At 59.4% G+C, this 26,756-nt stretch carries 28 protein-coding genes and 2 pseudogenes; 19 read left to right on the forward strand and 11 right to left on the reverse strand.

Annotation, left to right across the window (positions count from 1 at the left end; translation table 11 throughout):
• Positions 1–211 precede the first annotated feature (211 nt).
• Together fadD2 and fadD1 are read left to right on the forward strand one after the other, a co-directional pair.
• The gene (gene fadD2 / locus BOP96_RS10995; RefSeq protein ID WP_060766489.1) at positions 212–1,900 is read left to right on the forward strand and encodes a long-chain-fatty-acid--CoA ligase FadD2; all 1,689 of its coding nucleotides are present in this window, start codon (positions 212–214) and stop codon (positions 1,898–1,900) included.
• Positions 1,901–2,283: 383 nt separating this feature from the next.
• Positions 2,284–3,975, forward strand: a complete 1,692-nt coding sequence (gene fadD1 / locus BOP96_RS11000; protein WP_014719656.1) for a long-chain-fatty-acid--CoA ligase FadD1 — start codon at positions 2,284–2,286, stop codon at positions 3,973–3,975.
• Positions 3,976–4,137: 162 nt separating this feature from the next.
• On the opposite strand, the gene BOP96_RS11005 is transcribed toward fadD1, so the two are convergent.
• Entirely contained in the window at positions 4,138–4,515 is a 378-nt protein-coding gene (locus BOP96_RS11005; RefSeq protein WP_034134348.1) for a hypothetical protein, read from the reverse strand.
• Between the two features lie 201 nt (positions 4,516–4,716).
• Here BOP96_RS11005 and BOP96_RS11010 point away from each other — a divergent pair, with 201 nt between their 5' ends.
• From BOP96_RS11010 to def, 3 genes are all read left to right on the forward strand, one after another.
• Entirely contained in the window at positions 4,717–4,902 is a 186-nt protein-coding gene (locus BOP96_RS11010; protein WP_003193737.1) for a CsbD family protein, read from the forward strand.
• A 180-nt stretch (positions 4,903–5,082) separates the two neighbouring features.
• Positions 5,083–6,033, forward strand: coding sequence for a YihY/virulence factor BrkB family protein (locus tag BOP96_RS11015; RefSeq protein WP_014719655.1), 951 nt, complete (start codon positions 5,083–5,085; stop codon positions 6,031–6,033).
• Entirely contained in the window at positions 6,030–6,569 is a 540-nt protein-coding gene (gene def / locus BOP96_RS11020; RefSeq protein ID WP_014719654.1) for a peptide deformylase, read from the forward strand. Before BOP96_RS11015 ends, def begins: the two co-directional genes overlap by 4 nt.
• A 20-nt stretch (positions 6,570–6,589) precedes the next feature.
• Here def and BOP96_RS11025 read toward each other — a convergent pair whose 3' ends face one another.
• Positions 6,590–7,018: a GNAT family N-acetyltransferase gene (locus tag BOP96_RS11025; protein WP_019819336.1), complete on the reverse strand. Its 429-nt coding sequence runs from the start codon at positions 7,016–7,018 to the stop codon at positions 6,590–6,592.
• 302 nt (positions 7,019–7,320) lie between these two features.
• Here BOP96_RS11025 and BOP96_RS11030 point away from each other — a divergent pair, with 302 nt between their 5' ends.
• From BOP96_RS11030 to BOP96_RS30850, 6 genes and pseudogenes are all read left to right on the forward strand, one after another.
• On the forward strand, positions 7,321–8,250 hold the full coding sequence (locus tag BOP96_RS11030; RefSeq protein WP_014719652.1) for a fatty acid desaturase: 930 nt from the start codon (positions 7,321–7,323) through the stop codon (positions 8,248–8,250).
• Positions 8,251–8,259: 9 nt separating this feature from the next.
• A complete protein-coding gene (locus BOP96_RS11035; protein WP_073452675.1) occupies positions 8,260–9,051 on the forward strand; it encodes a phosphate/phosphite/phosphonate ABC transporter substrate-binding protein in 792 nt (263 codons plus the stop codon).
• A 108-nt stretch (positions 9,052–9,159) separates the two neighbouring features.
• Complete coding sequence (locus BOP96_RS11040; protein ID WP_073452677.1) at positions 9,160–9,681, forward strand: sigma-70 family RNA polymerase sigma factor; 522 nt, start codon at positions 9,160–9,162, stop codon at positions 9,679–9,681.
• Between the two features lie 111 nt (positions 9,682–9,792).
• On the forward strand, positions 9,793–10,743 hold the full coding sequence (locus BOP96_RS11045; RefSeq protein ID WP_073452680.1) for an aliphatic sulfonate ABC transporter substrate-binding protein: 951 nt from the start codon (positions 9,793–9,795) through the stop codon (positions 10,741–10,743).
• Between the two features lie 188 nt (positions 10,744–10,931).
• Positions 10,932–11,708: pseudogene (locus tag BOP96_RS30845) on the forward strand (PAS domain-containing protein); the annotation flags it as partial.
• A 120-nt stretch (positions 11,709–11,828) separates the two neighbouring features.
• Positions 11,829–12,251, forward strand: a pseudogene (locus BOP96_RS30850) (methyl-accepting chemotaxis protein); the annotation flags it as partial.
• 277 nt (positions 12,252–12,528) lie between these two features.
• Here the strand turns inward: BOP96_RS30850 and BOP96_RS11055 are convergent.
• The 6 genes from BOP96_RS11055 to BOP96_RS11080 all read right to left on the reverse strand — a co-directional run bounded on the left by BOP96_RS11055 (position 12,529) and on the right by BOP96_RS11080 (position 17,788).
• Complete coding sequence (locus tag BOP96_RS11055; protein WP_019819324.1) at positions 12,529–12,951, reverse strand: hypothetical protein; 423 nt, start codon at positions 12,949–12,951, stop codon at positions 12,529–12,531.
• Positions 12,952–13,093: 142 nt separating this feature from the next.
• Positions 13,094–14,509, reverse strand: a complete 1,416-nt coding sequence (locus BOP96_RS11060) for an MFS transporter (protein ID WP_014719646.1) — start codon at positions 14,507–14,509, stop codon at positions 13,094–13,096.
• 218 nt (positions 14,510–14,727) lie between these two features.
• Complete coding sequence (locus BOP96_RS11065; protein ID WP_058409952.1) at positions 14,728–15,147, reverse strand: hypothetical protein; 420 nt, start codon at positions 15,145–15,147, stop codon at positions 14,728–14,730.
• 155 nt (positions 15,148–15,302) lie between these two features.
• Positions 15,303–15,935, reverse strand: coding sequence for a glutathione S-transferase family protein (locus tag BOP96_RS11070; protein WP_060766493.1), 633 nt, complete (start codon positions 15,933–15,935; stop codon positions 15,303–15,305).
• Positions 15,936–16,125: 190 nt separating this feature from the next.
• Positions 16,126–16,365 carry a DUF6124 family protein gene (locus BOP96_RS11075; RefSeq protein ID WP_073452682.1) on the reverse strand — a complete coding sequence of 80 codons (240 nt, stop codon included), beginning with the start codon at positions 16,363–16,365 and terminating at the stop codon, positions 16,126–16,128.
• A gap of 391 nt (positions 16,366–16,756) precedes the next feature.
• On the reverse strand, positions 16,757–17,788 hold the full coding sequence (locus BOP96_RS11080) for a LacI family DNA-binding transcriptional regulator (protein ID WP_161793224.1): 1,032 nt from the start codon (positions 17,786–17,788) through the stop codon (positions 16,757–16,759).
• Between the two features lie 225 nt (positions 17,789–18,013).
• On the opposite strand from BOP96_RS11080, the gene BOP96_RS11085 reads away from it, so the two are divergent.
• Positions 18,014–18,547 (forward strand): gluconokinase, encoded by a 534-nt coding sequence (locus BOP96_RS11085; RefSeq protein ID WP_014719641.1) that lies wholly within the window; start codon positions 18,014–18,016, stop codon positions 18,545–18,547.
• An 84-nt stretch (positions 18,548–18,631) separates the two neighbouring features.
• Positions 18,632–19,984 carry a GntP family permease gene (locus BOP96_RS11090; RefSeq protein WP_014719640.1) on the forward strand — a complete coding sequence of 451 codons (1,353 nt, stop codon included), beginning with the start codon at positions 18,632–18,634 and terminating at the stop codon, positions 19,982–19,984.
• A 153-nt stretch (positions 19,985–20,137) separates the two neighbouring features.
• Here the strand turns inward: BOP96_RS11090 and alaC are convergent, their stop codons facing one another.
• Positions 20,138–21,349, reverse strand: a complete 1,212-nt coding sequence (gene alaC, locus BOP96_RS11095; protein ID WP_020303120.1) for an alanine transaminase — start codon at positions 21,347–21,349, stop codon at positions 20,138–20,140.
• Between the two features lie 195 nt (positions 21,350–21,544).
• On the opposite strand from alaC, the gene BOP96_RS11100 reads away from it, so the two are divergent.
• Positions 21,545–22,027, forward strand: coding sequence for a GyrI-like domain-containing protein (locus BOP96_RS11100; protein WP_032902784.1), 483 nt, complete (start codon positions 21,545–21,547; stop codon positions 22,025–22,027).
• Positions 22,028–22,093: 66 nt separating this feature from the next.
• Here BOP96_RS11100 and BOP96_RS11105 read toward each other — a convergent pair whose 3' ends face one another.
• Positions 22,094–22,585 carry a GNAT family N-acetyltransferase gene (locus BOP96_RS11105; RefSeq protein WP_014719637.1) on the reverse strand — a complete coding sequence of 164 codons (492 nt, stop codon included), beginning with the start codon at positions 22,583–22,585 and terminating at the stop codon, positions 22,094–22,096.
• Positions 22,586–22,730: 145 nt separating this feature from the next.
• Between BOP96_RS11105 and BOP96_RS11110 the strand changes: the two genes are divergently transcribed.
• From BOP96_RS11110 to BOP96_RS11125, 4 genes are read left to right on the forward strand one after another with little or no spacing between them, the layout of a single operon-like run.
• A complete protein-coding gene (locus BOP96_RS11110) occupies positions 22,731–23,150 on the forward strand; it encodes a YybH family protein (protein ID WP_019819316.1) in 420 nt (139 codons plus the stop codon).
• 42 nt (positions 23,151–23,192) lie between these two features.
• Positions 23,193–23,546, forward strand: coding sequence for a YciI family protein (locus tag BOP96_RS11115; protein WP_014719635.1), 354 nt, complete (start codon positions 23,193–23,195; stop codon positions 23,544–23,546).
• 25 nt (positions 23,547–23,571) lie between these two features.
• Complete coding sequence (locus BOP96_RS11120) at positions 23,572–24,048, forward strand: SRPBCC family protein (protein WP_019819312.1); 477 nt, start codon at positions 23,572–23,574, stop codon at positions 24,046–24,048.
• The gene (locus BOP96_RS11125) at positions 24,045–25,256 is read left to right on the forward strand and encodes an RNA polymerase sigma factor (RefSeq protein WP_073452684.1); all 1,212 of its coding nucleotides are present in this window, start codon (positions 24,045–24,047) and stop codon (positions 25,254–25,256) included. Before BOP96_RS11120 ends, BOP96_RS11125 begins: the two co-directional genes overlap by 4 nt.
• A 109-nt stretch (positions 25,257–25,365) precedes the next feature.
• Here BOP96_RS11125 and BOP96_RS11130 read toward each other — a convergent pair whose 3' ends face one another.
• Positions 25,366–26,220: a LysR family transcriptional regulator gene (locus BOP96_RS11130; protein WP_073452686.1), complete on the reverse strand. Its 855-nt coding sequence runs from the start codon at positions 26,218–26,220 to the stop codon at positions 25,366–25,368.
• Between the two features lie 88 nt (positions 26,221–26,308).
• Here BOP96_RS11130 and BOP96_RS11135 point away from each other — a divergent pair, with 88 nt between their 5' ends.
• Positions 26,309–26,746, forward strand: a complete 438-nt coding sequence (locus tag BOP96_RS11135) for a multidrug/biocide efflux PACE transporter (protein WP_014719631.1) — start codon at positions 26,309–26,311, stop codon at positions 26,744–26,746.
• Positions 26,747–26,756 lie beyond the last annotated feature (10 nt).

Consider the following 26,756-nt stretch of genomic DNA (forward strand, 5'->3'; position numbering starts at 1 on the left):
CCTTTGCTCAGGGTGGTTGCATTGTATAGCTCATCCGGCGTGGGGCGGGGTATCTGCCTACGCCTTAGGTACAAGATTCATACAATCAATGACACAGTTCAGCGTCTTGCCTGTTTGGCCATAGCTGCTAACTTCCCCAAAGCTCCGCTTCTTATTGCTGCACATCTGCATGGCAGCGGCCGGACACACTCAGGTAAAGAGGACAAGAATAATGCAACCTGATTTCTGGAATGACAAACGCGCGGCGGGAGTCCCCAATGCCATCGACCTCAGCACCTACAAGTCGGTGATCGAGGTGTTCGAGCGTTCCTGCAAGACCTTTGCCGACCGTCCGGCATTCAGCAGCATGGGCATTACCCTCACCTACGCAGAACTTGAACGCCAGAGTGCGGCGTTTGCCGGTTACCTGCAGCAGCACACCGACCTCAAGCCCGGCGAGCGCATCGCGGTGCAGCTGCCCAACGTGCTGCATTACCCGGTGGCGGTGTTCGGCGCACTGCGCGCCGGGCTGATCGTGGTCAACACCAACCCGCTGTATACCCCGCGCGAGATGCGCCACCAGTTCAAGGACGCCGGTGTGCGCGCGCTGGTCTACCTCAACCTGTTCGGTTCGCGGGTGCAGGAGGTATGCACCGACACCGAGATCGACTACCTGATCGAAGCCAGGATGGGCGATTTCATGCCCGCCGCCAAAGGCTGGCTGGTCAACACCGTGGTCGACAAGGTGAAGAAGATGGTTCCGGCCTACCACCTGCCGCGAGCAGTGTCGTTCAAGCGCGCCCTGCGCATGGGCGCGGGCCTTGGGGTGACGCGCCATCCGGTGACCCTGGACGACGTCGCCGTGCTGCAATACACCGGCGGCACCACCGGCCTGGCCAAGGGCGCGATGCTCACCCACGGCAACCTGGTGGCGAATATGCAGCAGGTGCGGGCGTGCATGTCGCAACTGGGCGACGACGGCCATCCGCTGATCAAGGAAGGGCAGGAGGTGATGATTGCACCGCTGCCGCTGTACCACATCTATGCATTCACGGCCAATTGCATGTGCATGATGGTCTCCGGCAACCACAACGTGCTGATCACCAACCCACGGGACATCGGCGGGTTTATCAAGGAGCTCAAGCAGTGGCAGTTCTCCGGCCTGTTGGGGCTGAACACGCTGTTTGTGGCGCTGATGGACCACCCGGATTTCAAGACCCTGGATTTCTCCCACCTGAAGATCACCAACTCCGGCGGCACCGCCCTGGTCAAGGCCACGGCGGAACGCTGGAAGGCGCTGACCGGTTGCGCCATCGGCGAAGGCTACGGCCTCACCGAAACCTCGCCAGTGGCCAGTACCAACCCCTACGGCGGCCTGTCGCGCCTGGGTACCGTGGGCATCCCGGTGCCGGGTACGGCGATGAAGGTCGTGGATGACCTGGGGCAAGAACTGCCGTTGGGCGAGCGCGGCGAGCTGTGCATCCAGGGCCCGCAAGTGATGAAGGGCTACTGGCAGCAACCGGCCGCCACCGCCGAAACCCTGGACGCCGATGGCTGGTTGAAGACCGGTGACATTGCGGTGATCGACACCGATGGCTACATCAGTATTGTGGATCGCAAGAAGGATTTGATCATCGTCTCGGGTTTCAACGTGTACCCCAACGAAATCGAAGACGTGATCATGGCCCACCCGGCCGTGGCCAACTGCGCCGTGATCGGCGTACCGGACGAGCGCACGGGGGAGGCGGTGAAGCTGTTCGTGGTGGCACGGGCCCAGGGGGTGAGCCTCGAGGAACTGAAGACGTACTGCAAGGCCAACTTCACCGGCTACAAGGTGCCCAAGCATATTGTGTTGAGGGAGTCGTTGCCGATGACGCCTGTGGGCAAAATTTTGCGCCGCGAGCTGCGCGACATCGCTTGAGTTGAAACCGGGTACAAAAAATGTGGGAGCTGGCTTGCCGGCGATAGCGGTGTTTCAGTCACCTGTTGAATTGACTGATCCACCGCTATCGCAGGCAAGCCAGCTCCCACATTGTCATATAGCACCCTTGAGAGCTTGTTCTAGAGCCATTTTTGGCGTTATAGAATTTTTGCTCTAAAAGTGACCATTGGATATTCTTGAGTCATGTTTATGACTGTAGGGCCCTCTTTTGGCTCTAGGCGGCCCTTGGCAAAGCTGCTACTCTCGGCGCGCTTTGTGACTTCTAGGCCTGCTTGAAAGCGCCAGACTCACCTAAAAACATACACCAATAATAATCGCATCAAATGCGATGATGAATTCGCGTCGCTGAGGAGTGGGCTTCCATGAATGAAGACTTTTGGAAGGATAAGTACCCCGCCGGGATTGCTGCACAGATCAATCCAGACGAGTATCCGAATATTCAGGCGGTACTGAAGCAGTCCTGCCAGCGCTTCGCCAACAAACCGGCTTTCAGCAACCTGGGCAAGACAATCACCTACGGTGAACTGTACGAATTGTCCGGCGCATTCGCCGCGTATCTGCAACAGCATACCGACTTGAAGCCTGGCGATCGAATCGCTGTGCAACTGCCCAACGTTCTGCAATACCCCGTCGCTGTATTCGGTGCCATCCGCGCCGGCCTGATCGTGGTCAACACCAACCCGCTGTACACCGCGCGGGAGATGGAACACCAATTCAATGATTCGGGGGCCAAGGCCCTGGTTTGCCTGGCCAACATGGCGCACCTGGCTGAAAAAGTCGTGCCCAAGACCGCCGTCAAGCACGTGATCGTCACCGAAGTTGCCGACCTGCTCTCGCCGTTCAAGCGCGTGCTGATCAACAGCGTGATCAAGTACGTGAAGAAAATGGTCCCGGCCTATCATCTGCCCCAGGCCATCAAGTTCAACGACGTACTCGCCAAGGGCCATGGCCAGCCGGTCAACGATGCCAGCCCGGCCAGCGGCGATGTGGCCGTGTTGCAATACACCGGCGGTACCACCGGCGTGGCCAAGGGCGCGATGCTGACCCACCGCAACCTCGTCGCCAACATGTTGCAATGCAAGGCGCTGATGGGCTCCAACCTCAATGAAGGCTGCGAGATCCTGATCACACCGCTGCCGCTCTACCACATCTATGCCTTCACCTTTCATTGCATGGCGATGATGCTGATCGGCAACCACAACATCCTGATCAGCAACCCGCGCGACCTGCCGGCGATGGTCAAGGAACTGTCGAAGTGGAAGTTCAGCGGCTTCGTCGGCCTCAACACCCTGTTCGTGGCACTGTGCAACAACGAAGGTTTCCGCAAGCTGGACTTCTCTGCGCTGAAGGTCACCCTATCGGGCGGCATGGCGTTGCAACTGGCTGCGGCGGAGCGTTGGAAGGCCGTGACCGGCTGCGCGATCTGCGAAGGCTACGGCATGACTGAAACCAGCCCGGTGGCCACGGTCAACCCGATCCAGAACATCCAGATCGGCACCATTGGCATTCCGGTGCCTTCCACCGCGTGTAAAGTCATCGCCGACGACGGTACCGAGCTGGCGCTGGGCGAAACCGGCGAGCTGTGTGTAAAAGGTCCGCAAGTGATGAAGGGCTACTGGCAGCGCCAGGATGCCACCGACGAGATGCTCGACAGCGAGGGCTGGCTGAAGACCGGCGACATCGCGATCATCCAGCCAGACGGCTACATGCGTATCGTCGACCGCAAGAAGGACATGATTCTGGTCTCCGGCTTCAACGTCTACCCCAACGAGCTCGAAGACGTGCTGGCGGGCCTGCCGGGCGTGCTGCAGTGTGCGGCCATCGGCGTACCGGATGAAAAATCCGGCGAGCACATCAAGTTGTTCATCGTGGTCAAGCCAGGGGCCACCCTGACCAAGGACCAGGTGATGGAACACATGCGCGCCAACGTCACCGGCTACAAGGTGCCCAAGGCCGTGGAGTTCCGTGATGCGTTGCCGACCACCAACGTGGGCAAGATCCTGCGGCGTGAATTGCGTGATGAAGAACTGAAGAAACTCGGTCTTAAAAAGTAACCCATAAAAAAACCCGCTGATGCGGGGTTTTTTATGAGGGCGCTGGCGAAACACTTACCCCCTATGGGGGCGGGCTTGCCTGCGATAGCGCTACACCAGCCACTGCTGTATCGCCTGACTCACTGCTATCGCGGGCAAGCCAGCTCCCACAGGGTTACCGGGTTACAGCACGAACTGCGCAAAGCTCACACCCGCACCGGCGGGGCGCACGTCCTTCAAGAACGAATCCTTGTCGGCGCTCAACTCCAGGGTAATCTCCGGCTTGCGCTTGCCCGCATTGCGCACCACCAGCCCCTCGAGTTTTTCACGCAGGAACACGGTCGGCACCTTCAGGTGCAACAACTGGTCGGTGTCGGCGTTGTGCATCAACAGATGGATCCACTCGTACTGGCCCACGGCAATACGCCCCACCGGCAGGTCGAACCACCAGATGTTGCGTTTGCGGTCCAGGTCGGTGAAGTGGCAGTTGTTGACGCCGAGTACGGCACCGCCCAGTTCCTGGTTTCTGCGGGCAATGGCCTGTGCTTTATTGAGTTTCATAACCTTCCTACGGGATCTGTTATTCAGCGTTGCAGCCTGAATGTGCCGGGCATTCTCGTGGGTTGGGCATAAAACATAAAGCCAAACCTGCCGCTTTCGATGAAATGCTCGTACAAAAATAATTGAAACTCTGCCGTTGCGCTTCAGGTCAACCGCTACGTAGTGACCAAAAACCATTTGATTGTTATCAGGAGTAATACCATGAGCAGCACTTCCGATAAGGTAAAGGGCTTGGCGAACGAAGCTGTCGGTAACATCAAGCAAGGCGTCGGTAAAGTCACAGACAATGACAAACTGCGTGCTGAAGGCGTGATCCAAGAGAAAAAAGGCGAAGCTCAGCAAGCAGTGGGCAAGACCAAGGACGCAGTGAAAAAAGCCACTGAGTAACACGTCCTGGCGGGCAGCCCCCAGCAGCCCGACGGCCATCCACGGATGGCCGTTTTTGTATCCGGTGTTGCAACTAAACTTTCGAAATTGTTTCAGAGTCGCCAAATGGGCTACTTTGATGTAGAAAACGGCCCCTGAGTCGCCCATGAACTCAATCTCTTTGCGGCGAAAGGAGACGCTATGATTTTTCCGGTACTCGATGGTCTCAAGCTGCACAAGGTGCTGATGCGCACCGTCACTGAATTTCTCGATGACGAGATGCCGACTTACGCCTCGGCACTGGCCTACCAGATGCTGTTCTCGTTGTTCCCCTTTCTGCTGTTCCTGATCGCCCTGATCGGTTTCCTGCACCTGCCTGACTTCTTCACCTGGCTGCGCCTGCAGTCGGAACTGGTGTTGCCGCCCCAGGCGCTAGAGCAAGTCAACCCGGTGATCGACCAACTGCAGCAGTCCAAGGGGGGGCTGCTCTCGGTCGGTATCGTGATTGCCTTGTGGACGGCCTCCGCGGGCGTGCGCCTTATGATGAGCGCCATGAACGCCGCCTACGACGTGGTTGAGGGCCGGCCGATCTGGAAGCGTTTTCCACTGTCGATTTTCTACACCGTCGGCATCGCCGGCATGCTGCTGGCTGCTGCCGCGCTGATGGTGCTCGGCCCGCAGGTCATGGAGTGGCTGGCCGGGCAGATCGGCATGCAGGAATTCGTCGTCACCCTGTGGACTATCCTGCGCTGGCCATTGATCGTGATCCTGCTGATGTTCGCCGTGGCACTCATGTATTACGTGATGCCGGATGTCGAGCAGGAGTTTCGCTTTATCACCCCAGGTTCGGTATTGGCGGTGGTGGTGTGGATCGTCGCCTCCCTCGGCTTTGGCTACTACGTCAAAACCTTCGCCGACTACAACGCCATGTATGGCAGTATCGGTGCGATTATTGTCCTGCTCCTGTATTTCTATATCTCCGCTGCCGTGCTGTTGCTCGGCGCGGAGATGAATGCCGTGATCGAACACATGTCTGCCGAAGGCAAGGACCCCGGGCAGAAGGAAATCGGCGAACCGGCCCCGACTGAAAAACAGCACGTCTCTGGCTTAGGCCGGGACCACTCCAAGCCCATTACCGAGCCTGAACAATGATCCGTGAAATCCTGAAAATGGGCGACGAGCGCCTGCTGCGTATCGCCCCGCCGGTACCGCCGGAGATGTTCGACAGCCCCGAGTTGTGGCAACTGATCGACGATATGTTCCAGACCATGGAACACGTAGGCGGTGTTGGCCTGGCTGCACCGCAGATTGGTGTCGACCTGCAACTGGTGATCTTTGGTTTCGAGGCCAGCGAACGCTACCCGGAGGCGCCGCCGGTACCCCAGACCATTCTGATCAACCCGCTGATCACACCGCTTAGCCCGGTACTGGAAGAGGGCTATGAAGGTTGCCTGTCAGTGCCCGGCCTGCGCGGCGCCGTGAACCGTTACCAGCAGATCCGCTACGAAGGTTTCGACCCCAAGGGCGAGCCGATTGTGCGTTTTGCCGACGGCTTCCATGCGCGGGTGGTGCAGCATGAGTGCGACCATTTGATCGGCCGGTTGTACCCATCGCGGATTACCGATTTCAGCAAATTCGGGTTTATTGAAGTGATGTTCCCGGAGCTGGACCCAACGGCTGACGAATAGCCCACAGTTCAACTGTGGGATCAGTGTTTATTCAGGACTGGGGCATTGAGCCCCATCGCAATCATCGGCTTATTGCGCTTGTAACGCACCAGCCGTTCACTCAGCGATTGCGGCAAAACCGTGTCCTGGCTGAACCCCATGCCCCGATACAACCCTTCCAGGTCCGGATGGCACAGCAACCAGACCGTCCCCTCACAACCCGCCACGGCCTCTTCAACCAGTCGCGCCGCGAGCCCCTGGCCACGATAAGTCGGCGCCACAAACACCCCCGTCAGCCACTGCCCACCCACCACCGGGCTCAAGCACAAGCCCGCCACGATGTCGCTATCGCGCGCCACCCACAAGCGGCCGCCCTTGAGTGCCTTCATCGACGAATTGTGGTTGCGATAAAACTTGTTCAGCAGTGGCCACAGAGGCTCTGCCAGCGGTTCGATGTGCAATGGGGGCATGGGGTTCAGACAAGCATTATCCAGGGCCGGGGATTATAAGCGCCTTCTGCCGGGCAATAGGTGGTATACCCAGTGCTACATCCCCTGTTAGTGGAGCATGCATCATGGCCAAAGGTATGGATTCAAAGAAAGCCGCCAAGAAAAAACCGGCAAAGACCGCCGATGAAAAACGCGCGGACAAGAAGACCAAAAAATCCGAAGCAGGCCTGTTCGGTCACTGAGTTACACGCTTAGAACTAAACGATCTGCAAGATTTTCCCGCCTCATTGCACAGAGCAGGAAACACCTGCTCTGAGCTGCCGATGGCCAATTACCTTGATCCGACCCAACGCCGGGAAATCGAAGCCCTGGCGACGACCTTCGTGGCAAGAACCGAATGGCCGACCTGGCTACTGTTGATCGGCGTATATGCCGGCTGGTTCGCGGTGATCCTTGGCAGCCGGTGGCTGGGCCTGTGGCTGAGCATGTTGCTGCTGATTCCGCTGGTGACTCTGTGGCTATCGGTGCAGCACGAATTGCTCCACGGCCACCCGACCCGTTCGTTGTTGCTCAATAAACTCCTCGGCTATGCGCCTTTCGCGGTGTGGTATCCCTATACGCTGTACCGCGACAGCCACCTGTTGCACCACAACGACGACAACCTGACCCTACCGGGCATCGACCCGGAAAGCCGCTACCTCAATCAGCAGCAATGGGACGACAGCTCGCTGTTCGAACGTGGCGTGCATTGGCTGACCAAGACCGTGCTTGGCCGCTTCCTGCTGGCTGCGCCGTTGGCCATTGGCCGGTTGGCCCGTCACGAGTTTCAACGCCTGCCCCAGGTATGGCCGATGTGGCTGGCTCACGGCGCCGTTACTGTGCTGATGCTGAGTTTCATTGCCTCCTACAGCGCGCTTGCGGTGTGGCATTACCTGCTGCTGGTCAGCGTGCCAGCGTTGTCCCTGGCTTCGATCCGCTCCTACTATGAGCACCGCCCCCATCTGCGGCCGGAACACCGCACAGTGCTCAACGAAGCGTCCTGGCCCTGGGCCTGGCTGTTTCTCAACAACAATCTGCACCTGGTGCACCACGATCTGCCAAAGTTGCCGTGGTACCTGCTGCCCAGGGTGTACCGTGCCCGGCGCGAGCAGTGGCTGGTGCGCAGCGGTGGCTTCCTGGTGCAAGGCTACGGCCAGTTGATCAGCCGTCACGGCCTCAAGGCCATCGACAGTCCCCGGCACCCGTTTGCCTGAGAGGCGACCATGAGTGAGTACTACGCCGACCTGCGCATGTACGTTGCGCCCGAACCCATCCAGCAGGCCAATCAACACTGGCTGGCGCGCATCCTTGAGCGCTTGAAGCTGCATCGTCTTAACGCCGACCACCTCGACTTGCGCGGCCTGTGGCTGGCGCCACAATTGCTCGTCAGCCAAACCTGCGGCTACCCGCTGATGACCCAACTGCGCGGCCAGGTGCGCATCATTGGGCGCCCCCGTTACGAGTTGGCCCACAGCAGCCACGGCGAACATTGCAGCCTGCTGTTGACCCGCGCGGACAACCCGCGTACCCGCCTGACGCAGTTCTACCAGAGCCGCGGCGTGATCAACGGCCACGACTCCAACAGCGGCATGAACCTGCTGCGTCACTGTCTGGCGCCGTTGCAGCGCGACGGGCGGTTCTTCGCCAGCGTCGGCATCAGCGGCGCCCACCGCGAGAGCTTGCGCTGGCTGCGTGAAGGCCGCGCCGACCTCGCCGCCATCGATAGCGTCACCCACGACTACCTCGCCCGATTCGCCCCCGAAGAGGTCGCGGGCCTGCGCGTCATCACCCGCAGCGCGCCGAGCCCGACTTTGCCTTACATAGGCGCGCTGGGCTTGAGCGATGGGCAGGTGGCGCAGATTCGTGAGGCGATGAACCTGGCGTTGCAGGACCTGCCGCAGGTGGCGCAAACCCTCGGTGTGCGAGCTGTGCTTCCTGCCAGCGAAGATGACTATCAGGTGGTGTTGGATTACCAGCGCAAAGCCGCCAGCATCGGCTATTCGGTACTTCAATAAGGTTATATAAGAATGCGTTTTAAGTATTATTAAAGCATAAGGAGCCTTGCTAGGATTGCTTCACCGGAACACCGGACATACCGCGCAACCTACTCAGAAGGAGCCCCTATGTCCGGCGCCGATCGTGCTCACAGCGACTATGTGGGCTCCCTGTTTCGCATTCATTACCCTTGGCTGTGCAGCCGTTTGCACCGCTACCTCAACTCCCGTGCCCACGCCGAAGACATCGCCGTCGACGCGTTTGTCCAGCTCTTGAGTGCACCTCAGGTAGCGCCGATACGACAGCCCCGCGCATTGCTTACCACTATTGCCCAGCGCCTGGTGTACCAGGTGTGGCGTCGACGTGACCTGGAGCGTGCCTACCTCGCTACGCTGGATAACGATGCGGCCTGCGCGGAGGGCAGGGCCCGAGTGCTCGAAGCGCTGCAGGCCGTCGAGCAGACGCTCGACCGCTTGCCGGCCAAGGTCAAGGCGACGTTCCTGCTGTCCCGTGTCAACGGCCTGACGTACCCCCAGATCGCCGCCGAACTGGGGATTTCCCAGCGCTCGGTCAGTGACTACATGGCCCGCGCTGTTACCGGACTTGAATCCCACCCCGATCAAATGTGGGAGCTGGCTTGCCTGCGATAGCGGTGAGCCAGCCAACACCTCTGGCCATGACAGGCCGCCATCGCAGGCAAGCCAGCTCCCACACTTCCTGTGCTCACTTTGAATCTGATCGAACCCACCAAGAGGCAACTTATGAAAGCAATCAGACACCTGCTGGGCAGTTCGCTGCTGGCATTGGCAGTAATGGCGCAACCCACCTCGGCGGCCGGACCTTCCACGCTGCGCATCGGCTACCAGAAAAGCTCGGTCAGCATGGTGCTCGCCCGTGAGCACAAGCTCTTCGAAGCCGCACTGCCGGGCACTCAGGTGCAGTGGACCGAATTCCTCGGTGGCCCGCCGCTGATCGAAGCGCTCAACGCCGGCAGCCTGGACATCGGCAATATTGGCGATATCCCGCCGATCTTCGCCCAGGCGGCCGGGATCGACTTGCAGTATTTTGCCGTCGAGCCCAACGAGGGCAAGGCCGAAGCAGTGCTGGTGCCCCAGGCAAGCACCGTGCAGAACGTGGCCGAACTCAAGGGCAAGCGCGTGGCATTGCTCAAGGGCTCCAGTGCACACAACCTGTTCCTCAAAAGCCTGCTGCACGCCGGGTTGCAGTGGAAGGATGTGAATGTGGTGTACCTGTCGCCTTCCGACGGCCGCGCCGCGTTCGAACAAGGCAAGGTGGACGCATGGGTGGTGTGGGACCCGTACTACTCGGCCGCCGTGATCGACGGCTCGGCACGTGTGCTGCGGGACGGGCAAGGGTTGAACCCTGCGGGCAATTTCTTCGTGGTCAACCACCCGTTTGCCAAGCAGCACCCAGAGGCCATCGCCACGATTATCCAGACGCTTGGCAAGGCGCAGCGCCTGTCGCTTGATGAGCCTGCCGCGAGCATCACGCTGATGGCCGGCACCCTGGGCCTGCAACCGGCGGTGGTCAAAAGCTACTTCGAACATCGCTCGCCTGAGCCGATCCGCCCCTTGGAGGCCATCGATATCGCCAACCAGCAACGCACCGCCGACCTGTTTTTTGCCAACGGCCTGATCCCGAAAAAAGTCGACGTGCAGCAGGCTGTCTTCAAGCCCCTTGATCATCCCTGAGTAGTGATGCTGGCGGATTAGTGGCCTTGCAGAGTGCCAAGGCCTGTCTATGCTCACCCAGAACCGTTAACGACGCTTGGCCGATAAAGCGTTTCCAATGGTTATTTCCCCATGCAGGTGTACCAGAAATATCCAACGTATGAATGGAATGCGCCCTCCAGGCGCCGGGAATCCAGGGTGATCTGACCATGTTCAACCGCCAGCACAAATCCGACCTGCAAGAGATCCAGCGTTTTTCCTGTGCCCTTACCGAAGCCAACGCCAAGCTTGCCGCCATCAGCCGCTCCATGGCGATGATCGAGTTCGACCGCACGGGAGTGATCCTGAATGCCAACGAGCGTTTTTGCCAAACCATGGGCTACAGCATCGAGCAGATCCGTGGCAAACATCACCGCCTGTTTTGCGAGGAGGCGTATACCCACACCGATGCCTACCACCAGTTGTGGCGCGATCTGGCGCGAGGCGAGGCGCTCAGTGGCACCTTTATGCGCTTGAACAAGCATGGCGAGGAGGTGTGGCTCGAAGCCAGTTACATGCCGGTGCTGGACAGCGACAACCAGGTACGCAGTGTGATCAAAGTAGCGTCGGATATTTCTGCACGGGTGCACCATGAACACGAAAACCAGAGCCTCATCGACGCCATTGGCCGTTCCATGGCGGTAATCGAGTTCACGCCCCAGGGCCAAATCCTGAATGCCAACGACAATTTCCTGCGTACCGTGCAGTACACGCGGGAGGAAATCATCGGCCAGCACCACAGCATGTTCTGTCATCGCAGTGAAGTGGAGTCGCCGGCCTACAAGGCATTCTGGGCCTCACTCAATCGCGGCGAATATCACTCCCATCGCTTCGAGCGTAAAAACAAATACGGTAAGACCTTGTTTCTGGAGGCGTCCTACAACCCGATCTTCGACACGAATGGGCGCCTGTACAAAGTGGTGAAGTTCGCCAGCGACATTACCAGCCAGGTCACTACCCTGCGTACTGCCGCCGATTCGGCCCACGCCACCTCGGTGCAAAATGACGCCTGCGCACGCAAGGGCTCGCAGGTGGTGCAGCAAACGGTAGAGATCATCGAGGCGATCTCCAGTGACCTCAACCAGGCTGCCGAGAGCATCGATGCGGTGAACAAGCAGTCGGACATCATCGGCGCCATTGTGCAGACCATCCGCAGCATCGCCGAGCAAACCAATATGCTGGCACTCAATGCGGCGATTGAGGCGGCGCGGGCCGGTGAGCATGGACGTGGGTTCGCGGTGGTGGCCGATGAAGTGCGCAGTCTCGCGGCACGCACCAGCCAGGCCACGGTGGAGATCGTGGATGTGGTGCGCAAGAATCACGACCTGTCGCTGTGCGCGGTGTCGAGCATGCAGTCGAGCCTGAGCCGCACGGGGCTCGGGGTGGAACTGGCGAATGAAGCGGGGCAGGTGATCCTGGAGATCCAGGAAGGCTCGCGGCATGTGGTGGATGCGATCAGTCAGTTCAATTCCACGCTGCAACTGCAGTAATTGAAACCTGCGCTGATACCCTGCGAAAGAATATTCAAATGTGGGAGGGGGCTTGCCCCCTCCCACATTTGGATTCCCTGCGCGACTAGATCGCAGCCAGGGTTTCTTTCACGGCCTGCGCCTGTGGGTCAGCCGTCTTCGCCGCTACCTGCTGCTGTTGCTGCTGCTGGAGGCGTTCGGATACTTCCTTGGCAAAGGCCTCGTCAATGTAGCGGCGGGTAGGCGGGCGCTTCAGGCGGCAAGCGATGACCGTATAGAGACCAATCGTTGCCGCTGGCTAGCTGTTTTTTACGGTGCGAATATCAAACGAGCCTTTGAACGAACGGTCCGTGCCTTCGACCTCAGCAGTGATTTCGAAAGTGCCGGCTGCAGAGCCTGTATTCCCGTCATAGGTGCGCAAGTCAAGCGTGCCGCTTTTTGCACGGTAGGAGGTGCGATGGCCGAAGACTGTTTGTCGGAAATAGCTGACGTTAACGTCTTTTGGCCAAGGTTGAGGCACGGTGATCGGACCTGGGGGCTGATCCTTGGGAAAGTCGATTTGAATGCCTATAAAGTCGCCACCCTGGCTGGGCTGGCGTCCATCCAGAGTGATCCAGCGTCCGGGACTGGATTCGCGATATACGACGTTGCTGGTATCTATTTCACCTTCGAAGCCTGTGGATTTAAGCCATCCTGCCGAGGCGTGTTCGCTCTGTTCCATGTTCAATCCGGGTTACCTTCCAATGGCGGCCCACCACGGGAACGCCTGATTATCAGTAGAACCGCCTGAGGCGTTGCGATCTACTGTCAAAGTTGACAGTAGAGTCACTCCGCTGACGGACGGTATCGAGCGCCGACGGTGGTCAATGGGCGATATTTTCCAATGCCAGATTACGCGTACGCGGCCCGAACCAACTGATGGTAATCATCACGATCAACATGCTGCTGGCAATAAACGCCAACACCCCCGGCGTGCCAAGGTGCTCTAGGATAAAGCCGATCAACAGGCTACTGAACACCGTGGACAAACGGCTGAACGAATAACAGAACCCGACCGCTCGCGCACGGATATTGGTGGGGAACAATTCGCTCTGATAGGAGTGATAACTGAAGCTCAGCCAGGCATTGCAGAAGGTGATCATCACCCCGCAGAAAATCAGCCCTAACGCTGTGGTTTGCAGGGCAAACAGGCTGCCGAAGATCACTGCACCCATGGCCGAGCCGACAATTTGCCATTTGTTCTCAAAGCGGTTGGCCACCTTGACGAACAGCAGCGGGCCGAGCGGGTAGGCGAGGGTGATGATAAAGGCGTAGAGCAGGCTGTGGGTCACGCTGACACCCTGGCCCGAGAGCAAGGCCGGCAGCCAGTTGCCAAAGCCGAAGAAGCCGATGGCTTGGAATACATGGAACACGATCAGCATCAAGGCGCGTCGCCGGTAGGGCGGCTGCCAGATATCGGCGAAACGGCCATTGCCCTGCACGCTGATGGCTTCGGGGTCCGGTTCGTCCAGCGGCTTGCCATGATCCTTTTGGCAGCGTGCCTCCAGGTTGTTCAGGATCGTGTCGGCCTCTTCGAAGCGTCCCTTTTGTGCAAGCCAGCGCGGTGACTCCGGCAGGCGCTTGCGCAGTTGCCAGATAAACAGCGCAAACACTGCACTTGAGAGCACCACCCAGCGCCAGCCCGCGATACCGAACGGCGCCTGTGGCACCAGCCACCACGACATCAAGGCCACAGCCGGTACCGACAGAAACTGGATAAAAAATGCAAAGGCAAACGCCGAACTGCGCATGCGCTTAGGTACCAGTTCCGAGAGATAGGCATCGATGGTCACCAGTTCGATGCCAAGGCCAATGCCCACCAGAAAGCGCATGCAGATAATGCCCACGGCCGAGGTCTGAATGCCCATCAGCACCGTTGCCACCGTGTACCAGACCAGCGCAAAGGTGAAGATCGCGCGTCGCCCGAAGCGGTCGGCGATGGGGCTGAGCAGGCTGGCGCCGAGGAACAGGCCCAGGAATGTGGCCGAGGCGAAAGCGGCCTGGTCCGAGAAGCCGAAAACACCTTCGCTGCCGGTATGAAAAATTCCGTCGCTGATCAGGCCAGGGCTGATATAGGCGGTTTGGAACAAGTCATACAGCTCGAAAAAGCCGCCGATGGAGAGCAACGCCACCAGGCGCCAAATAGTGGCGACGGCGGGCAGGCGGTCGATGCGGGCGCTGATGTGGGCGGCGCGCAGAGAGGCGAGGGTGTCTGTGGTGGAGGCGGGGAGTGTGGGCATGAGCAAATTCCATAGGCAGTCACCTGGAATCTTAGCTTCCTAACGGAAATGGGTGCTTGTTAAGTTGCCGGAAATGGGCCGTACATTCGCCGATTAATTGCGCGTGGTGCCGCTGTTTCGGACGTTTATGGTTCGAGGGCCTGAAAGCTGTCCTGCCGAAGGTTGCTATCGGCAGGCAGCTTCTGGCGGGAGTGGGGCCCTCCCGCTGCGTGGATGTTCTAGACGTGCTTGAAGTCCTCAACCTTATAAGCGCCTTGGGTGAAGCTCATCTTCTTTTGAGGGTCTTGCGCGTTTTGCGCTTCAAATTCGAGGGACGCTAACAGAGTATTGCCTTGCAGTTGCAATACGGCGAATTTGCCACTGGTTGCCATATAATTGCCTGGCTGACCTTGTCGCGTGTCGTCAAACTCAAGTCGTACTTTTTTATCACTTTCAGTTGCACCGATGTCGTAGGTCTCACCTTCCTTGATATTTTGGTCGATGCTCATTTTTATCAAGCCAGATCCGGACATGATTCCAACGGTCGAATTGAAATTTGACTCTCCGTTCAAATGGGCGACGTAAGACGTTTCAAATGGGAAGTTCCACCCATCGATTACGCCGAAAATTTTGTCGTTCTCACCGATCTTCTTGCTCATGGCCGCTTCTCCATATCCAGGGATGAGCGAGGCGTTGCCTTGCTCTGGCTTATGAATAGGTGAAGATGAAAAACAGGTCTACTGTCAAATATGACAGGTGGTAGTGGTTTTCAGACCAATGGTGATGACCATCGGCCTGAGGCCTAATAGCTCGCTCAGTCATGGCCGTCGAGGGCGAAGGTCTTGAAGCCGGCATGCTGGCTGAGGCGTTGGTAATACGCCGCGATGGCGGGGTAGGGTGGCCGCTCAATGGGTGTCATCTGCCACCGATGCACCGAAAGGCCTATCAAGATGTCAGCGAGGGTGAACTCTTCGCCCGCGACGTAGGCGCCGGTCTGGGTCAACTGTTGTTCCAGCAAGGCCATCTTGTCATTCCAGGCCTGCACGCCCGCCTGGATGCGTTGCGGGTCCTGATAGTCCGGGTTCTTACGCACCAGTGCGTGGAACACATAGCCCCATGAAGGATTGAGTTCGGTGGCCTGCCAGTCCATCCACTGTTCAACCCGTGCACGCAAGGCAGGCTCAACGGGTAGCAAGTCATGGCGCTGATAAAGGCCGACAAGGTAGCGACAGATGGTATTGGACTCCCACAGCACGCCATGGTCGTCGATCAGCACCGGCACCTGCGCGTTGGGGTTCAAGGCGAGGAACTCGGGGGACTGGGTGGGCTTGAAGCCGATGCCCCAGTCCTCACGCACGTAGTCGATGCCCAGTTCCTGGCAGGTCCAGAGTACTTTACGCACGTTGATGGAGGAGGTGCGACCCAAAATTTTCAGTGAATGGCCCATGGTGCTTCCCTGGCATTTGGAGAATGACCAATCTAGCAGGCGCCGGGCACAGCGGCGAGGGTGTGAAGCGGGCACGGTCGAAAATGTGGGAGCTGGCTTGCCTGCGATAGCGCTGTGTCAGTCAATGAAGGTACTGCCTGATGCGCCGCTATCGCAGGCAAGCCAGCTCCCACAGGGATCGTGGATTGCCTCAGCAGCGTGGTGTGTGCTGGTCCATGGCCTTGCCCACCAGCAATACGCTCAGCTCGCTCAATTGATGAATGGCCAGGGCCACATCACGGTGTTTGCCGGTGAGGTCATCGGACAGGTCGAGCAGTAAGGTGCTGACGGAGCAGACGGTTTCGTAGCTGTTGGCCAGCAGGGTTTCAGTGGAAACATCGGGGATGAGCTTGAAGAGGGTGGTTAGCGGCGGATCGATTTTTTTGATCATCAGAGCATCCTGGAATGGGCTGCCGCCGTATCGCTACTAAACGAGGGTGGCAGCTGTACGCAGGTTAGTAGACCGGTGGACACTCAAAGCCGGCGCACCCGAAAGTGCCCTACGCACAGCCGCCATTAACGCGGGCAGGCTTATGCACTTAGAGTGACCAAACTCGGGCTACTAAACCCGATCACCGAGAAATTCAGCGACCGGCAAACCTTAGAGACCGTCACCGAGGCGCACAAGCCGGCGGATTCTGACGTAAGCGTAGGCAGCGGAGCAAGGCGCTTACTGCAATGTAAGCCGCTTCCTACGGCTGTCCTACCTATCAAGTGGGCACGGTAGAAAAAGGTGGGAGCTGGCTTGCCTGCTCCCACATTGTGTGCGTTCAGCTCGACGTTCAGGTGCTCTCGCGCACCTGCAACTCAAACCCCATATCCACCACTGGCTTGGCCACCTTGTTGCCCGCCATGATCGTCAGCAAATGCTCCGCCGCCCGACGCCCGATGGCTTCCCGTGGCGTGCTGATGCTACTCAGGCGCGGCACCATGAATGAGGAAGCGGGCAGGTCGTTGAAGCCCAGCACCGCCACACGTTCAGGCACCTTGATGCCATGGCGCAGGGCTTCGAGCAGGGCGCCCTGGGCCAGGTCGTCGTTGCCGAAGAAGATCGCATCCACATCCGGATGCGCTGCCAGCAATTGCAGGAACAGTTCGCCGCCCAGGCCCACGGAGGAGGGGCGTGGTGTCAAAAGCTCCAGCGCCGGGTCGTACATGCCCGCCTGCTGCAAGGCGCGGCGGAAACCTTCGCCGCGCAACAACGTGCGCTGATCCAACTGCGCGCCGATATAGGCCAGGCGCTTGCGCCCCCGGGACAGCAAGTGCGCCGCCGCGGTCTCGCCAGCGGCCAGTTGCGAGAAGCCCACGCAGTTCACCCCGGCATTAGGGTCCAGATCCATCATGTACACACAGGGCACATTGCTGGCCTCGACCATTCGTCGCGCGCTTTCGGTGCGGTCAAACCCGGTCAGCAGCAATCCCCGCGGCTGATAGGCCATGTAGTTGCGCAGCAGGTCTTCTTCTTCATCGCGCGAATAATGGGAGTTGCCGATCAGTACTTCAAAGCCCTTGGGCCGCAGTACCTGATGAATAGCTTCCAGGGTTTCGATAAACAGCAGGTTGGACAGTGACGGCACCAGCACCACCACCGAATGGCTCTGCGCCGAGGCCAGGGCGCGGGCGGCGGGGTTGACCACGTAGCTCAGTTCGGCGGCGGCCTGTTGCACCTTTTCTACCAGCTCCGTGGCGACCGTGCTGATACCGCGCAAAGCACGGGAGGCGGTAATCGGACTGACGCCAGCCAGGCGGGCGACTTCGTTCAAGGTGGGGCGACCCGTCGTGCGGGTATTTTTATCGTTCTTAGAGGTCATCAGGCAGCTTGCCAAACAAAAATCGAGGCACTAAGGTAGCGCTGTCTCCAAAGGGCTGCAAATTCTTGGATAAAGGGTTGCCTGATCCTGTCCAGCTCTTGAAGTCAATCTGTTGGAACGGATGCACGCGTCACTCCATAAAAATGACAAGTCGGCGCGGGAAAAGCCTGTTTTTGCACTAGCCTTACGCTATGCAAAGGTAGCGCTATCTGCGTCCTGAGGTGTTTCATGAGTCAACCTGTTACCGCCCTGGTCATCATGGGTGTTTCCGGCTGTGGCAAGTCCAGCGTCAGCCAAGCCCTGTGCGCCCTTAACGGCGCCACTGCCATTGAAGGCGACAGCTTTCACCCCGCCGCGAACATCGAAAAGATGAGCGCCGGCCACCCCCTCAACGACGACGACCGCGCCGGCTGGCTCGACATCCTGTGCGATGAACTGCGCCGCGCGTTGAAAGCGGGCGAGCATCCTGTACTGACCTGTTCGGCCCTGAAGAAAAAATACCGTGACCACTTGCGCGAAGCCGCGCCGGGCCTGGGTTTTGTCTTCCTGGAACTGACCCGCGAAGTCGCCGCCGACCGCGTGTCTCACCGCCCCGGCCATTTCATGCCGGCAAGCCTGATCGATAGCCAGTTCGCCACCCTTGAATCGCCCAAGGGCGAGCCGCTGACCCTGGCCTTGAACGCCAGTGAAGACAGCGTCGAGGAGCTGGCCGAGCAGACCAATACCTGGTGGCGCAAGCACGGCTTTGAACCTACTCATTAATTTTTTGCCGGAAAAGATAGCGCTATCCCCGGCAGGAAGTTCAACACCCGCTTTAATAACAACAACAAACAGGAGAGACCCCCCATGTTTGGCATGTCCCACGAGTCTTACCTGCTGCTAGATGCAGTAGTCACTATCATCGGGTTGATCGTACTGATCACCAAGTTCAAGGTGCACCCGTTCATTGCACTGATCATCGCGGCCGGTTTCCTCGGCCTCACCTCGGGTATGCCCGTGGACAAGATCATCAAGGCGTTCCAGGACGGCTTCGGCGGGGTGCTCGGCTTTGTCGGCATCATCCTCGCGCTGGGCACGATGCTCGGCAAGATGATGGCCGAGTCCGGCGGTGCCGATCAGATCGCCCAGACCCTGATCCGCGCCTTCGGCAAAGAGAAGGTCCAGTGGGCCATGATGTTCGCCGCGTTCCTGGTGGGCATCCCGCTGTTCTTCGAGATCGGCTTTGTATTGCTGATCCCGCTGGTGTTTATTGTCGCCCGGCGTACCGGCGTGTCGTTGATCAAGATCGGTATCCCGCTGCTGGCCGGTTTGTCGGCGGTGCACGGCCTGGTGCCACCGCACCCGGGCCCGCTGCTGGCCATCGGCGTGTTCGGTGCCGATATCGGCAAGACCATCCTGTACGGTCTGATCGTTGCGCTGCCGACCGCCATCATCGCCGGCCCGATTTTCGGTACGTTCATCGCCAAGTACATCCCGGGCAACCCGTCCCAGGAACTGGTGGACCAACTGGCCCGCGAGACCGATAACAAGTCGCTGCCAAGCTTCAGCATCACCCTGGTCACCGTGCTGCTGCCGGTGTTCCTGATGCTACTCAAAACCTTTGCCGACATCGCGTTCGCTGAAGGCAACGTGGTGCGTAACTGGATGGACATGATCGGCCACCCGATCACCGCACTGTTGCTGGCGTTGCTGTTGTCGCTGTACACCTTTGGCCATCGTCAGGGCATCCACTCCAAGCAGATCCTCAAGCTGCTCGACGCCAGCCTTGCGCCGACCGCCGCGATCATCCTGATCATCGGTGCCGGTGGTGGCTTCAAGCAGATGCTGGTGACCAGCGGCGTGGGCGACGTGATCGGCCATATGGCGGTGAACGCGCAGATCAACCCGATCCTGCTGGCGTGGCTGGTGGCGGCGGTGATTCGGATTGCCACCGGTTCGGCGACGGTTGCGACCATTACCGGCGCGGGCATTGTGGTGCCGGTGGTGGGCATGATCCCAGGGGTTAACCGCGAGTTGCTGGTACTGGCGACGGGCGCGGGTTCGTTGATCCTGTCTCACGTCAACGATGCGGGGTTCTGGCTGGTCAAGCAGTACTTCAACATGACCGTGGCCGAGACGTTCAAGACCTGGACGGCGATGGAGACCATTCTGTCGATCGTGGCGCTGATCTTCATCATGTTGCTGTCGTTGGTGGTGTAAGCCACACCACAAAAGCAGTGGCGGCAACTCGATCAAAATGTGGGAGCTGGCTTGCCTGCGATAGCATCACCTCGGTACATCTGAAACACCGAGGTGTCTGCATCGCAGGCAAGCCAGCTCCCACATTAATTGGGTTTCTTCAGGTAGATCAGGTCAGGCCTTGCTGACCAACGCATCCGCCCTGAACATCCCGCGAATCCCACGTACGGCCTGGCGAATCCGATCCTGGTTTTCGATCAGCGCAAAGCGCACATGATCATCGCCATACTCACCAAAACCGATCCCCGGCGACACACACACCTTCGCTTCCAATAACAGTTTCTTGGCAAACTCCAGCGAGCCCATGGCGGCATACTGCTCGGGAATCTTGGCCCAGACGTACATCGACGCCTTCGGGTTCTCCACCATCCAGCCCAGCTCATGCAGGCCTTTGACCAGCACATTGCGACGCTGGCGGTACTGTTCAGCGATGTCCTTCACGCACTGTTGGTCGCCTTCCAGCGCTGCAATCGCCGCCACTTGCAGCGGGGTGAAGGTGCCGTAGTCGTGGTAGCTCTTGATGCGTGCCAGGGCGTTGACCAGTTCCGGGTTGCCTACCATGAAGCCGATGCGCCAGCCGGCCATGTTGTAGCTCTTGGACAGGGTGAAAAACTCCACCGCAATGTCCTTGGCGCCGGGCACTTGCATGATCGAGGGGGCTTTCCAGCCGTCGTAGACGATGTCGGCGTAGGCCAGGTCGTGCACCACCAGCACGTCGTACTGCTTGGCCAGGGCGATCACCCGTTCGAAGAAGTCCAGTTCCACACACTGCGCGGTCGGGTTGGACGGGAAGCCGAGGATCATCATCTTCGGCTTGGGGATCGAGCCGCGAATCGCGCGCTCCAGCTCAGCGAAGAAATCCACGCCCGGTATCAGCGGCACCGAACGTACCTGGGCACCTGCAATCACTGCGCCGTAGATATGAATAGGGTAGCTGGGGTTGGGCACCAGCACGGTATCGCCCTGGTCCAGGGTGGCCAGCATCAAGTGCGCCAGGCCTTCCTTGGAACCGATGGTCACGATGGCTTCGGACTCAGGGTCGATATCCACCGCGTAACGGTCCTTGTACCAGCGCGAAATCGCCCGGCGCAGGCGCGGAATGCCTTTGGAGGTGGAGTAGCCGTGGGTGTCTTCACGCTGGGCGACGGTGACCATTTTCTCCACGATATGAGGAGGCGTGGCGCCGTCAGGGTTACCCATGCTCAAGTCGATGATGTCTTCGCCGCGCCGACGCGCAGCCATCTTCAGCTCGGCAGTGATATTGAAAACGTAAGGGGGGAGTCGATCTATGCGCGCAAAGCGGCGCGGCGAACCTTGGTCTGCCATTGTTGCCTCGAGGTACGTAAGCGCCCGGAACCGTCCGAGCGACGTCGGCCACTGCGGTGGCCTGCGGGGCAGACAATAAGGGCGATGATGGCCAGTTGTCCAGATGCGTAGGAAATTTTTCTACATGGAGTACAACGCGGATATGCCCCTATACTCGATGCGGGTTTGTTCCCTCATAAGAAGGAGACTGTTCGTATGGATCAGCAGACAAAACAACCGTTGGAGTCACGCCTGGAAGCCGGTAAGGCCCTGGTGATCGCCGGGGTACAAGGGCGATATTCGAAGGCCACCGTGGGCGATATCCCACGGCTGTGGGAGTTGTTCGATACCTGCATCAAGGACATCAAGAAGCGCGTCGGCGGTGTGACCTACGGGGTGTGCCATAACCCGCATCACGGCGAATTCGATTACCTGGCAGGTGTTGAAGTCCCGGCCAGGAAAGACGTGCCAAGCAATTTCGAGGTGATCGAAATTCCGCCACTCAACTATGCCGTGTTCCCCCACTACGGGCCGGTGCAGGCGCTTGAGCAAACCTACGAGCGCATCATGTTCGAATGGCTGCCGCACTCGGGCTACAAAGTCATGGGCGCGGATTTCGAGCGCTATAGCGCGGACTTCGATGCCAGGAAGGGCACGGGGACGGTGGAAATCTGGCTGCCGATCGGGGAGCGGGGCTGACACTGCACCCGATGTCACGTAAACACGACATGCACGCTTAAAAGTCATGTTTACGTGACATTGCCGCTATGGATTAAACCTGAAGCTCAACCGGCGCTCATACCCTACGCGACCCTTGTACGCCTCACCGCGATCCACCCATCCTGCCCCCAGATACAACCCCATTGCCGCCAGGTTGTGGGCATCCACCGACAACTCCAACCCCTTGATCTGCGGCCAGGCCTCGCGCGCCACGGCGGGCAACGCCTGCAAACACATCTTGCCGTATCCACGCCCCTGTTGATGCCGGTCTACCTGTAGCGCGTGGAGTGTGGCGCTGTGTTCATCGGCCCAATGAGGCAGGCACGGTGGTCGCTTGAGCAGCAAGAACGCCACAGGAAGGTCGTCGACCAACAGCGCAAAGCCCTTGACCCCAGGGCTCGGGTTGGCGAGCAGGGTATTGAGGGCGCAATACATATCACCGCAAAACGGCAGTTGTTCAGGGTGAACTTCGATGGCGCCGACTTGCTGTTGTTGCACAGCATTCAGCGCCTCGTAGGCAACGAGGCGGGTTGGCATGGGGCTGTCCGAACGGCTGCAAGAGAAGTGGCAGTTTATCGGGTTTGGGCTACGGGAAATTATTTTTCAGGGGGATGTCGATTTCCCTTCGGGCCATTCGACTAAGGGTGTCTTCCGTGATTTTCCACCCCAAGGAGTCATCGCCATGAGCACTGCAATCAAGCGCCTGATCGAGCAATGGAAAGACGCCGTCGTCAGTCGCGATATCGACAAAATTGTCAGCTTTTACGCCGACGATATCGTCTCGTTCGACGCCGTAACCGCTCTGCAATTCAAGGGCAAGGCGGCCTACCGCGCGCATTGGGAGGCGTGCATGGAGCACTGCCCCGGCCCCGGCATCTTCGAGTTTCATGAATTGCATGTCGTCGATGCGCCAGACAGCGCATTCGCCCACTGGCTGGCCCACTGCGGCGGCGCCGGGCCGGACGGCGAGGTAAAGGCCTGCTGGATGCGCGTGACTGCCGGCTACCAGCGTATCGATGGCCAATGGAAGGTGGTGCACGAGCACTGGTCGGCACCGTTTGATATGCAAAGCGGCACGGCGTTGTTCGACCTGAAACCTTGAGCACTGCGAACTATAGTCAGTAGTCCGAAAACGGAGAACACCATGAAATACCTGTGCTTGATCTACAGCGACGAACAGGCGTTGCACACCTCGCCCGACAGCCCCCACGACTCGGAATGTCTGGCCTACGCCGAGTCCATCCAGGCCAGCGGGCGCATGCTGGCCGCCGAGCCGCTGGAGTCAGTGACCACCGCCACCACCGTGCGCATGCGCAACGGCAAGCTGTCGATCACCGACGGGCCTTTTGCCGAAACCAAGGAGCAGCTCGCCGGGTTCTACCTGATCGACGCCAAGGACCTCAATGAAGCGCTCCAGGTGGCTGGCGGCATTCCGGCAGCCCGGGTCGGCAGTGTGGAAGTGCGCCCCGTGCGCCAATTGAATCTCTCAACACAATAATCAAAAGACTTGAGGAGGTTGCCCCGTGAACATTCAACCCGCAGAATTTGAACTGTCCATCAGCCGCTTGATCGATGCGCCGCGCCGCCGGGTGTTTCGCGCCTGGACCGAGCCAACCCTGCTGCAACAATGGTGGGGCCCCCACGGCATGACCACCCCTGAATGCGAGATGAACCTGTGGGTCGGCGGCTTGTTCCGCACCTTGATGCGCGCCCCGGATGGCAGCGAGTACCCGACCCAAGGCGTGTTCCTGGAGATCGACGCGCCCAACCGCCTGGTGTTTACCGACGCGTTCATGCCGGGTTGGGTGCCTTCGGGCAAGCCGTTCATGAGCGCCGAAGTCACCTTTGAGGAGGTCGGCGAAAAGACCCTCTATACCGCCCGCGCCATGCACTGGAGTGCCGAGGACAAGCAGGCCCACGAAGCCATGGGCTTTCATGACGGCTGGGGCCAGAGCCTGGACCGCCTGGTGAAGTTGGTGACCGAGGACATGGTCGATTGACCCAGCAGATCGACGCTATTTACCGCCGCGAATCACGCCGCGTGCTCGCGACGTTGATTCGTGTGCTAGGGGATTTCGACCTGGCCGAGGAGGCGCTGCACGAAGCATTTTTCGTCGCCCTGCAGCGCTGGCCCGAGGATGGCGTGCCGGATAATCCACGGGCGTGGCTGGTGTCCACCGGTCGCTTCAAAGCCATCGACCGCCTGCGTCGGCAGTCGCGTTTTACCCCGTTATTGGAAGAGCAGGCCGAGGCGTTGGAGGCCGCGCCTTGGAGTGATGAAGACGTGGAAGACGACCGCCTGCGCCTGATGTTCACTTGCTGCCACCCAGCGTTGGCAGCCGATGCCCAGGTTGCGCTGACCTTGCGCGAGATCTGCGACCTGAGCACCGAGGCCATCGCTCACGCTTTTCTAGCCACGCCCACCACCATTGCCCAACGCATCGTGCGCGCCAAGGGCAAGATCCGTGAGGCGAGAATTCCCTATCAAGTGCCGTCCCGCGCCGAATTGCCCGAACGATTGGACAGTGTGCTGCGGGTGATTTACCTGGTGTTCAACGAGGGCTATTCGGCCTCAGCGGGTGCCGACCTCACCCGCGAGGACCTGACCTTGGAGGCCATTCGCCTGGGGCGTTTGCTGCTGGAGTTGCTGCCCGAGCCGGAAGTCATGGGCTTGCTGGCGTTAATGTTGCTGCACGAGTCGCGTCGGCCTGCCCGCACTTCTGCCAGCGGCGAACTGGTGCTGTTGGACGCTCAGGATCGTACGCTTTGGGACAGGGCCTTGATCGCTGAAGGCTGCGCATTGGTGGAGCAGGCGCTGATGACGCCACGCTTCGGGCCGTATTGCTTGCAGGCTGCGATTGCCGCCGTGCACGCCGAGGCGCCCAGCGCAGGGGAAACCGATTGGCGGCAGATTGTCGGGCTCTATGATGTATTGCTCAGGTCTGTGCCGTCGCCGGTGATCGAGTTGAACCGTGCGGTAGCGGTGGCGATGGAGCAGGGGCCTTTGGCGGGGCTGGCGCTGGTAGACAACCTTTTGCAGCGCGGTGAGTTGCAGGACTATCACTTGGCGCATTCGGCGCGTGGGGAATTTTGCCGGCAGTTGGGGCGGTTTGACGAAGCTCGCAGCGCGTACGAAAATGCGCTGTCGCTGACGCAACAGGCGCCAGAAAAACGCTTCATCACGCGACGCCTCGCCGAACTCAAATAGCCAACACGATGTTATGACGCCCCGCGATCCAATGTGGGCGCTGGCTTGCCTGCGATGACGGCCTGACAGCCAACGTCTCCCTAACGGCCCCCTCTACATCGCACTTCGTTCATTCCAGCATCTTGCTCAGCAACCAGCTCCCCGCAGGCCCCGGCGGCTGGTGCCGGGACCACAGCGCATCCACCGCCACCGAACGCGGCCAACTGCGCACCTTGAGTTCAACCAACTGGTTGCCGCCAAAGCGCTCCACCAGCCAGCGTGGAATCGGTGCCCAGCCAAACCCCAGCTGTGCCATTTCCATCAGCATCAGGTAACTCGGCGCCGACCATACTCGCTGCGTGACGCGGTTTTCATTGGGGCTGATGATGCTCGCCAAACGCAACTCCCGGTGTTGTTGCAAGGTGTGCGGGTGAACCTTGTCCAGGTTCGCCAATGGGTGTCCAGGCGAGACAAACAGCGCGATCTCCGTGCGCTCTTCCACGGGGGAGAACGTCAGGTCCGGCGGGTAGGCTTCTTGTTTCTCGATAAACGCGATCTGCGCCCGGCCACTTTGCACCAGTGCGATCAAGTCTTCGCATTCCGCGATCAGGCATTCCAGCTCAAGGTCCGGGTAGCGTTGCTCGAAGGCCGTGAGGGCGACCTCGAATCGATCGGATTGGTAAGTATCGGACATGGCGAGACTCAACTTCGGCTCCAGGCCTTGCGATAACTGACTGGCTGCCAGCTCCAGGCGGCTACTGGCTTCCAGCACTTGCTCAGCCCGTTGCAGCAACACTTGCCCCGCCGGTGTGAGGGTCGGCTTGCGGCTGCTGCGGTCAAACAGCACCACGTTCAGGTCAATCTCAAGGCTGGCCACTGCCGCGCTCACGGTGGACTGGCTTTTGCCCAGCTTGCGCGCCGCCGCGGAAAACGAGCCTTGGGTGGCAGCCTGGACAAACGCCTGAAGCACTTCATGGGAGGCCATGACTATCGCCTTGATCGATGGTTATTGGTTATGAAGTATCGAGACAAAGCCTGATCATGGCAACCATCGTCACTCACGGAGCCGGGCCATGACCCCTACCAAATCCCTTACTGAACGCGTTTTTCAAGCCCTTGGTTTCGAGGGGTTGGCCTTATTGATTTGCACGCCGCTGTTGGTGTGGATCACCGGCCGGCCAGCGCTGGAGATGGGCGCAGTGACCCTGGGCATCAGCCTGTTGGCACTGAGCTGGAACGTGGTGTTCAACAGCCTGTTCGACCGCCTTAAAAATCGCCTGCAACTGGCCAACGGTGGTTGGACCCGTGTGCTGCATGCGCTGCTGTTTGAAGGCGGCCTGATCCTCTTGGCAGTGCCGTTGATTGCCGCCTTGATGAAGATCAGCCTGTTGGAAGCCTTCATCCTCGACATTGGCGTGTTGTTGTTCTTCCTGCCGTACACCTACGTGTACCACTGGGGTTATGACGTGCTGCGCGAGAAATTCGCCGGTAAAACCCCAGTTACCCCGTAGGCGTGCGTCG

The sequence above is a fragment of the Pseudomonas sp. FSL W5-0203 genome (genome assembly GCF_001896155.1).
Taxonomy (GTDB): Bacteria; Pseudomonadota; Gammaproteobacteria; order Pseudomonadales; family Pseudomonadaceae; genus Aquipseudomonas; species Aquipseudomonas paracarnis.

What these genes read in the sequence shown, in the direction of transcription:
- fadD2 (WP_060766489.1), top strand. Translation starts at nt 212, where the DNA reads ATGCAACCTGATTTCTGGAATGACAAACGCGCGGCGGGAGTCCCCAAT.
- fadD1 (WP_014719656.1), top strand. Translation starts at nt 2,284, where the DNA reads ATGAATGAAGACTTTTGGAAGGATAAGTACCCCGCCGGGATTGCTGCA.
- BOP96_RS11005 (WP_034134348.1), bottom strand. Translation starts at nt 4,515, where the DNA reads ATGAAACTCAATAAAGCACAGGCCATTGCCCGCAGAAACCAGGAACTG.
- BOP96_RS11010 (WP_003193737.1), top strand. Translation starts at nt 4,717, where the DNA reads ATGAGCAGCACTTCCGATAAGGTAAAGGGCTTGGCGAACGAAGCTGTC.
- BOP96_RS11015 (WP_014719655.1), top strand. Translation starts at nt 5,083, where the DNA reads ATGATTTTTCCGGTACTCGATGGTCTCAAGCTGCACAAGGTGCTGATG.
- def (WP_014719654.1), top strand. Translation starts at nt 6,030, where the DNA reads ATGATCCGTGAAATCCTGAAAATGGGCGACGAGCGCCTGCTGCGTATC.
- BOP96_RS11025 (WP_019819336.1), bottom strand. Translation starts at nt 7,018, where the DNA reads ATGCCCCCATTGCACATCGAACCGCTGGCAGAGCCTCTGTGGCCACTG.
- BOP96_RS11030 (WP_014719652.1), top strand. Translation starts at nt 7,321, where the DNA reads ATGGCCAATTACCTTGATCCGACCCAACGCCGGGAAATCGAAGCCCTG.
- BOP96_RS11035 (WP_073452675.1), top strand. Translation starts at nt 8,260, where the DNA reads ATGAGTGAGTACTACGCCGACCTGCGCATGTACGTTGCGCCCGAACCC.
- BOP96_RS11040 (WP_073452677.1), top strand. Translation starts at nt 9,160, where the DNA reads ATGTCCGGCGCCGATCGTGCTCACAGCGACTATGTGGGCTCCCTGTTT.
- BOP96_RS11045 (WP_073452680.1), top strand. Translation starts at nt 9,793, where the DNA reads ATGAAAGCAATCAGACACCTGCTGGGCAGTTCGCTGCTGGCATTGGCA.
- BOP96_RS11055 (WP_019819324.1), bottom strand. Translation starts at nt 12,951, where the DNA reads ATGGAACAGAGCGAACACGCCTCGGCAGGATGGCTTAAATCCACAGGC.
- BOP96_RS11060 (WP_014719646.1), bottom strand. Translation starts at nt 14,509, where the DNA reads ATGCCCACACTCCCCGCCTCCACCACAGACACCCTCGCCTCTCTGCGC.
- BOP96_RS11065 (WP_058409952.1), bottom strand. Translation starts at nt 15,147, where the DNA reads ATGAGCAAGAAGATCGGTGAGAACGACAAAATTTTCGGCGTAATCGAT.
- BOP96_RS11070 (WP_060766493.1), bottom strand. Translation starts at nt 15,935, where the DNA reads ATGGGCCATTCACTGAAAATTTTGGGTCGCACCTCCTCCATCAACGTG.
- BOP96_RS11075 (WP_073452682.1), bottom strand. Translation starts at nt 16,365, where the DNA reads ATGATCAAAAAAATCGATCCGCCGCTAACCACCCTCTTCAAGCTCATC.
- BOP96_RS11085 (WP_014719641.1), top strand. Translation starts at nt 18,014, where the DNA reads ATGAGTCAACCTGTTACCGCCCTGGTCATCATGGGTGTTTCCGGCTGT.
- BOP96_RS11090 (WP_014719640.1), top strand. Translation starts at nt 18,632, where the DNA reads ATGTTTGGCATGTCCCACGAGTCTTACCTGCTGCTAGATGCAGTAGTC.
- alaC (WP_020303120.1), bottom strand. Translation starts at nt 21,349, where the DNA reads ATGGCAGACCAAGGTTCGCCGCGCCGCTTTGCGCGCATAGATCGACTC.
- BOP96_RS11100 (WP_032902784.1), top strand. Translation starts at nt 21,545, where the DNA reads ATGGATCAGCAGACAAAACAACCGTTGGAGTCACGCCTGGAAGCCGGT.
- BOP96_RS11105 (WP_014719637.1), bottom strand. Translation starts at nt 22,585, where the DNA reads ATGCCAACCCGCCTCGTTGCCTACGAGGCGCTGAATGCTGTGCAACAA.
- BOP96_RS11110 (WP_019819316.1), top strand. Translation starts at nt 22,731, where the DNA reads ATGAGCACTGCAATCAAGCGCCTGATCGAGCAATGGAAAGACGCCGTC.
- BOP96_RS11115 (WP_014719635.1), top strand. Translation starts at nt 23,193, where the DNA reads ATGAAATACCTGTGCTTGATCTACAGCGACGAACAGGCGTTGCACACC.
- BOP96_RS11130 (WP_073452686.1), bottom strand. Translation starts at nt 26,220, where the DNA reads ATGGCCTCCCATGAAGTGCTTCAGGCGTTTGTCCAGGCTGCCACCCAA.
- BOP96_RS11135 (WP_014719631.1), top strand. Translation starts at nt 26,309, where the DNA reads ATGACCCCTACCAAATCCCTTACTGAACGCGTTTTTCAAGCCCTTGGT.